The organism is Streptomyces sp. NPDC006450, assembly GCF_040612195.1.
GTDB lineage: Bacteria > Actinomycetota > Actinomycetes > Streptomycetales > Streptomycetaceae > Streptomyces.
In genome coordinates, this window is the sequence record NZ_JBEXPT010000198.1 from 1 (window position 1) to 7,264 (window position 7,264).

Consider the following 7,264-nt stretch of genomic DNA (forward strand, 5'->3'; position numbering starts at 1 on the left):
GGAGCAGGCGCGTGTAAGGCCCCGGGACCGCGCGACGGCCGGTCAGTCGGCGCAGGTCAGTCCGCGCAGGTCAGTCCGCGTAGGTCTCCCCGCGCGCGGCCTTCTCCACCAGGGAGGCGGGCGGGGTGAAGCGCTCGCCGTACTTCTCGGCCAGCTCGCGGGCCCGGGCGACGAACCCGGCCGGGCCGCCCTCGTAGCCGTTGATGTACTGGATCACGCCACCGGTCCAGGCCGGGAAGCCGATGCCCATGATGGAGCCGATGTTGGCATCGGCGTACGAGGTCAGGACCCCCTCGTCGAAGCAGCGGACGGTGTCCAGCGCCTCGGAGAAGAGCATCCGCTCCTTCATGTCGTCGAACGGGATCTCGTACCCCGGCGTGGTGAAGTGCTCGCGCAGCCCCGGCCAGATGCCGGCGCGCTTGCCCGCCTCGTCGTAGGCGTAGAACCCGCCGCCGCCGCTGCGCCCGGGGCGCCCGAACTCGTCGACCATGCGGTCGATGACGCTGTCGGCGGGGTGCTCGGCCCACTCCCGGCCCTCGGCCTCGAAGGCCTTGCGGGTCTCGTTGCGGATCTTGCGGGGCAGGGTGAGGGTCAGCTCGTCCATCAGGGAGAGCACCTTGGCCGGGTACCCGGCCTGGGCCGCGGCCTGCTCGATGGAGGCGGGCTCGATGCCCTCGCCGACCATGGCGACGCCCTCGTTGATGAACTGTCCGATGACCCGCGAGGTGAAGAACCCGCGCGAGTCGTTGACCACGATCGGGGTCTTGTTGATCTGCCGTACGAGGTCGAAGGCGCGGGCGATGGCCTCGTCGCCGGTGCGCTCGCCCTTGATGATCTCGACCAGCGGCATCTTGTCCACGGGTGAGAAGAAGTGCAGTCCGATGAAGTCGGCGGGCCGCGAAACCCCTTCCGCGAGGCCTGTGATGGGCAGCGTGGAGGTGTTGGAGCAGAGCAGCGCGTCGGGCGTGAGGAACTCCTGGATCTCCTGGAACACCTTGTGCTTGAGTGCGGTGTCCTCGAAGACGGCCTCGATGACGGCGTCGCAGCCCGCGAGGTCGGCGGGCTCGGCGGTCGGGGTGATCCGGGCGAGCAGCTCGGCGCGCTTGGCCTCGGTGGTACGGCCCCGGGACAGGGCCTTGTCGAGCAGCTTCTCGGAGTACGCCTTGCCCTTCGCGGCGGCCTCGGGGGTGACATCCTTCAGCACCACCTCGATGCCGGCGCGGGCGCAGGAGTAGGCGATGCCCGCACCCATCATCCCGGCGCCGAGGACGGCCACCTTGGCCACCTTGCGGGGGGCCACGCCCTGCGGGCGGCTGCGGCCGGCGTTGACGGCCTGGAGGTCGAAGAAGAACGCCTGGATCATGTTCTTGGCGGTCTGTCCGGTGACCAGCTCGGTGAAGTAGCGGGCCTCGATGGTCAGTGCCGTCTCGAAGTCCACCTGGGCGCCTTCGACGGCGCAGGCCAGGATGTTGCGCGGGGCCGGGTACGGGGCTCCGTTCAGCTGCTTCTTCAAGTTGGCCGGGAAGGCCGGGAGGTTGGCGGCGAACCGCGGGTTGGACGGCGTACCGCCCGGGATCTTGTAGCCGGGGACGTCCCACGGCTGCTTCGACTCCGGGTTCGCGTCGATGAAGGCGTGCGCCTTGGCGAGCATCTCCTCCGGCGTGGCGGCCAGTTCGTGCACCAGGCCGTTGTCCAGGGCGCGCTGGGGGGTGTACTGGGTCCCCTGGAGCAGCACCTTGAGCAGCGCGTCGGCGATGCCCATGAGGCGGACGGTGCGGGTGACGCCGCCGCCGGCCGGGAGCAGGCCGAGGGTGACCTCGGGCAGGCCGATCTTGGAGCCGGGCGCGTCGAGGGCCACGCGGTGGTGGGAGGCCAGGCAGATCTCGTAACCGCCGCCGAGGGCAGCGCCGTTGATGGCGGCGACCACGGGCTTGCCGAGGGTTTCGATGCGGCGCAGCGAGCGCTTGATCTCGGTGCCGGTGTCGAAGGCCAGCCGCGCGTGCTCGGGGCGCAGCCGGATCATGTCCTTCAGGTCGCCGCCCGCGAAGAAGGTCTTCTTGGCGGAGGTGAAGATGATGCCGCGGATGGAGTCCTTCTCGGCCTCGGCGCGGTCCGCGACCCGGGCGATGGAGTCCTTGAATGCCTGGTTCATCGTGTTGGCGGACTGGTCGGGGTCGTCGAGGACCAGGGTGACGACGCCGGTCTCGTCCTGTTCCCAGCGGATCGTGGTGGACTCGCTCATGGTCACTGCTTTCGTTTCGGAAGGTCCGGGGGGCAGGGGTGCAGGACGGGATTCAGAGCCGCTCGACGATGGTGGCGACGCCCATGCCACCGCCTACGCAGAGGGTGACGAGGCCGTAGCGCTTGTCCTGGCGCTCCAGTTCGTCGACGACGGTGCCGAGGATCATCGCGCCTGTGGCGCCGAGCGGGTGGCCGAGGGCGATGGCGCCGCCGTTGACGTTGACCTTGTCCAGGGAGACGCCCATGTCCTTGACGAAGCGGAGCACGACGCCGGCGAAGGCCTCGTTGATCTCGATCAGGTCGATGTCGTCGATGGTCAGGCCGGCCTTGGCGAGGGCCTTGCGGGTGGCCGGGGCGGGGCCGGTGAGCATGATGGTGGGCTCGGAGCCGGAGACGGCGGCCGAGACGATCCGCGCGCGCGGCGTCAGACCGTTGCGCTCACCCGCCTCGCGCGAGCCGATCGCGACGAGCGAGGCGCCGTCGACGATGCCGGAGGAGTTGCCCGCGTGGTGGACGTGGTCGATCTTCTCGACCCAGTGGTACTTCTGCAGGGCGACGGCGTCGAAGCCGCCGAGGTCGCCGATGTCCGCGAAGGAGGGCTTCAGCCGGGCGAGGGTGTCGGCGGTGGTGCCGGGGCGGACGAACTCGTCGTGGTCCAGGACCACGAGGCCGTTGCGGTCGGTGACCGGGACGACCGACTTGGCGAAGCGGCCGTCCTTGATGGCGGCGGCGGCCCGCTCCTGCGACAGGGAGGCGTACTCGTCCACGTCGCGCCGGGAGAATCCCTCGATCGTGGCGATCAGGTCGGCGCCGATGCCCTGCGGGACGAAGTCGGTGTCCCAGCCGGTCATGGGGTCGTTGAACCAGGCTCCGCCGTCCGAGGCCATCGGGACGCGGGACATGGACTCCACGCCGCCCGCGAGGACGAGGTCCTCCCAGCCGGAGCGGACCTTCGCGGCGGCCATGTTGACGGCTTCCAGGCCGGAGGCGCAGAAGCGGTTCTCCTGGACGCCGGCAACGGTGTCGGGCAGCCCGGCGGCGATCGCCGCGATGCGGGCGATGTCGGAGCCCTGGTCGCCGACCGGGCTGACGACGCCGAGCACGATGTCGTCGATGGTGGCGGGGTCCAGGCCGGGGTTGCGCTCGCGCAGGGCGTGGATGAGGCCGACGACCAGGTCGATCGGCTTGGTGCCGTGCAGGGAGCCATTGGCCTTGCCGCGGCCGCGCGGCGTGCGGATCGCGTCGTATACGTACGCTTCGGTGCTCACTGGTCAAGCCTTTCGGGGGTGCGGAGGCGTGGGGAGGGTCAAGGGAGGCAGGCGGGAGGTCAGGCCAGCAGGGAACGCCCGATGATCTCCTTCATGATCTCGGTCGTGCCGCCGTAGATGGTCTGGATGCGACCGTCGGTGAAGGCCCGCGCGACCCGGTACTCGGTCATGTATCCGTATCCGCCGTGCAGTTGCAGGCAGCGGTCGGCGACCCGCTTCTGGAGTTCGGTGGCCCACCACTTCGCCATCGAGGCGTGGACGTGGTCCAGTTCCCCGTTGGCGTGGTCGGTGATGCAGCGGTCGAGGAAGGTACGGGTGACCGCGCACTCGGTGGCCATCTCCGCGATCTCGAAGCGGATGTGCTGGAGCTTGGAGAGCGGCCGCCCGAAGGCCTCGCGCTCCTTCACGTACTGCGTGGTGATCTCCAGCAGGTACTCGGCGGCGGCGATGCCGGCCATCGCGATGCCCATCCGCTCCTGCGCGAGGTTGGTCATCAGGTGGACGAAGGCGCCGTTCAGCTCGCCCAGCAGGTTCTCCTTGGGGACGCGCACGTCGTTGAAGAACAGCTCGGCGGTGTCCTGTGCCTTCTGGCCGATCTTGTCGAGGTTGCGGCCGCGCTCGAAGCCCTCCGTACCGCGCTCCACGACCAGCAGCGACATCCCGTGGGCCCCGCCCTCGGGGGTGGTCTTCGCGACCACGATCACCAGGTCGGCGAGGATGCCGTTGGAGATGAAGGTCTTGGAGCCGTTGAGCACCCAGTGGTCGCCCGCGTCCTCGGCGGTGGTCCGGATGCCCTGGAGGTCGGAGCCCGCGCCCGGCTCGGTCATCGCGATGGCCGTGATGATCTCGCCGGAGCAGAAGCCGGGCAGCCAGCGGCGCTTCTGCTCCTGCGTGGCCAGGGAGGTCAGGTAGGGCCCGATGATGTCGTTGTGCAGGCCGATCGCGAGTCCGGCGGCGCCCGCCCGGGTGAACTCCTCGGCGATCACGGCCGCGTACCGGAAGTCGGTGTTCCCGCCTCCCCCGTACTCCTCCGGGACGGCCAGGCCCAGCAGCCCCTGGCGGCCCGCGGCCCGCCAGGCCTCGCGGCTGACGATTCCGTCCTTCTCCCACTGCTCGTAGTGCGGCAGCACCTCCTTGGCGAGGAAGGTGCGGACGGTCTCGCGGAACGCCTCGTGGTCGGCGTCGAAGAGCTGGCGTTTCATGGGGAGGGCCTCCTGGGGATGTCTTGTCGATCGGGCCGGATCGGGGAGCGGCGTCTGGTGCCGTGCGTCGCACGGCGGAGGAGGGAGTCGACGCGGAGCGCCGGCGAACGACGACAACGCGGCGAGGCGCGGTGCCGGACGCCGCGAGCCCGGCCCGATCGGGCGGACACCCCCTAGAGCCAGTTCTTGACGGTGTCGATGAGCCGGGCCGGATCGGGGCCCACGGGCGTGACGTTGAGCATGGTCACCCCGGCGGCCCGGAAGGCCTCGACCCGCTCGCGTACGTAGCCCTCGGGCCCGCACAGCGTGGTGAGTTTGCACAGCTCGTCCGGTACGGCGGCAGCGGCATCGCGCTTGCGGCCGGCGAGGTACAGCTCCTGGATCCTGCGCGCCTCCTCGCCGTATCCGTAGGCGACGGCCAGGTCGTTGTAGAAGTTCTTGCCGACCGCGCCCATGCCGCCGACGTACAGGGCGATCTGCGGCCGTGCGAGGTCCCGCAGCGCCGCCGCGTCCTCGCCGATCGCGAGCAGTCCGCCCGCCACCGTCCGCAGCGGGCCGAGTTCCGGCGCGCGCCGGGCCGCGCCCTCGGCGAGCGCGCTCCCCCATACGGCGCCGGCCTTCTCCGGCACGAAGAGGGTCGGCAGCCAGCCGTCGGCGATCTCGGCCGTCATCCTCACGTTGGCCGGTCCCAGCGAGGCCACGTAGACGGGGATGTCCGCGCGGACCGGCCGGGTCAGCATCTTCAGCGGCTTGCCGTGCCGGCCGCCCTTCTCGGGCGGCAGCGGCATGTCGGTGATGCCGTGGTGGTCGATGGTCTCGCGGCGCCAGATGCGGCGGCACAGCTCGACGGTCTCGCGGGTCCGGCCGATCGGCTTGTCGTACGGTTTCCCGTGCCAGCCCTCGACCACCTGGGGGCCCGACGCCCCGAGGCCGAGCATGGCCCGGCCGCCGGACATCGCGTCGAGGCCCGCCGCCGTCTGGGCGATGAGGGCGGGGGTGCGCGAGTACACGTTGAGGATGGCCGAGCCGATCTTCATCCGCTCGGTGCGGGCGGCCAGGTACCCCATGATCGTCGGGGCGTCGAAGCCCCAGGCCTCGGCCACCCACACCGCGTCGAGCCCGGCCGTCTCCAGCTCCGCCGCCGCGTCGGCGGCGCGGCGCGGGTCCGCGGAGTAGTCGAGCATCATCGAGAGTTCCATCAGGCGTCGGACTCCTTCCCCAGCAGCCCCGGTACGCCCCAGTCGGCCGCCACCGACTCCGTGTGCGCGCCCGGCAGCGCGGGGCCGCCCACGGCGGCGGCCGGGGTCGCGGAGAAGCGGGGCGCGGGGGCTGGCTGGGTGATCCCGGCCGCCTCGGTGAAGGTGCCGCGGGCGGCCAGGTGCGGGTGGTGCGGGGCTTCGCGCAGCGAGAGCACGGGCGCCACGCAGGCGTCGGTTCCCTCGAAGACGGCCGTCCACTCCTCGCGGGTACGGGACTTGAAGCGGGCGGCGACCGCCTCGCGGAGCTCGCCCCAGCGGGCCAGGTCCTTGCGTGCGGGGGCCTGGCCCTTGATGCCGAGGAGCTCCACGAAGGTGTCGTAGAACTGCTGCTCCAGCGCGCCGACGGCCATGTACCCGCCGTCGGAGGTCTCGTAGCTGCCGTAGAAGGGGCAGCCGCCGTCGAGAAGGTTGGCCCCGCGCCGGTCCTGCCAGCCGCCGGCCGCCATCATCCCGTGGATCATGGCGGTGAGGTGGGCCGTGCCGTCGACGATGGCCGCGTCGACGACCTGGCCCGTGCCGCCGGGGGTGCGGGCGTGCTGAAGGGCGGCGAGGACGCCGATGACGAGGTAGAGCGAGCCGCCCGCGTAGTCACCGACCAGGTTGGCGGGGACGGCCGGGGGTTCGCCCGGGTTGCCGATCATGCCGAGGGCGCCGGTGACGGCGATGTACGCGATGTCGTGCCCGGCGGTGTGGGCGAGCGGGCCGTCCTGGCCCCAGCCGGTCATCCGGCCGTAGACGAGCCGGGGATTGCGGGCGTGGCAGTCGGCCGGGCCCACGCCGAGCCGTTCGGCGACCCCGGGGCGGAAGCCCTCGATGAGCACGTCGGCGCGCTCGACCAGGTCCAGCACGCGGGCCGGGCCGTCGGCGGACTTCAGGTCGACGAGGACGGAGCGCTTGTTCCGGTTGGTGATGTCGAAGGCCGGGTTCACGGCCAGCCCGCCCCCGCCGGGCCGGTCCACCCGCACCACGTCGGCCCCCAGGTCGGCGAGGACCATGGCGGCGAACGGGCCCGGCCCGATGCCCGCCAGCTCGACGACGCGCACGCCCGCGAGCGGGCCCCCGCCGCTCCCGGGCGCGTTCCCTGTCACTGCCATCGAGCCCCCAGCATCCGGTGGCACCACTTCCGCCACTGTGTGACACAACTGATGTAACACCAGTGATGCTAGGAACCTGTTCCACTCAGCACAAGAGCAAGCGCTTAGCCGGTTGGGGTGTTTCCCCCGGCGCGGGGGGGCGGCCCCCGCCCCCGCCCCCCCCGCCCCCCCCGGCGCCCCCACGCCGGAGGGCTCTTCCG

Annotated in this window: 5 protein-coding genes; all 5 read right to left on the reverse strand. The window is 71.5% G+C overall.

Features of this window, described 5'->3' with window-relative positions:
- Positions 1–70: 70 nt before the first annotated feature.
- Positions 71–2,242: a 3-hydroxyacyl-CoA dehydrogenase NAD-binding domain-containing protein gene (locus tag ABZY57_RS31350; protein WP_356517712.1), complete on the reverse strand. Its 2,172-nt coding sequence runs from the start codon at positions 2,240–2,242 to the stop codon at positions 71–73.
- 52 nt (positions 2,243–2,294) lie between these two features.
- Positions 2,295–3,509, reverse strand: a complete 1,215-nt coding sequence (locus ABZY57_RS31355; RefSeq protein WP_356517714.1) for an acetyl-CoA C-acetyltransferase — start codon at positions 3,507–3,509, stop codon at positions 2,295–2,297.
- A 59-nt stretch (positions 3,510–3,568) separates the two neighbouring features.
- The gene (locus ABZY57_RS31360) at positions 3,569–4,711 is read right to left on the reverse strand and encodes an acyl-CoA dehydrogenase family protein (protein WP_356517716.1); all 1,143 of its coding nucleotides are present in this window, start codon (positions 4,709–4,711) and stop codon (positions 3,569–3,571) included.
- 173 nt (positions 4,712–4,884) lie between these two features.
- A complete protein-coding gene (locus ABZY57_RS31365; RefSeq protein WP_356517718.1) occupies positions 4,885–5,910 on the reverse strand; it encodes an LLM class F420-dependent oxidoreductase in 1,026 nt (341 codons plus the stop codon).
- Positions 5,910–7,064, reverse strand: coding sequence for a CaiB/BaiF CoA-transferase family protein (locus ABZY57_RS31370; protein WP_356517720.1), 1,155 nt, complete (start codon positions 7,062–7,064; stop codon positions 5,910–5,912). Before ABZY57_RS31370 ends, ABZY57_RS31365 begins: the two co-directional genes overlap by 1 nt.
- Positions 7,065–7,264 lie beyond the last annotated feature (200 nt).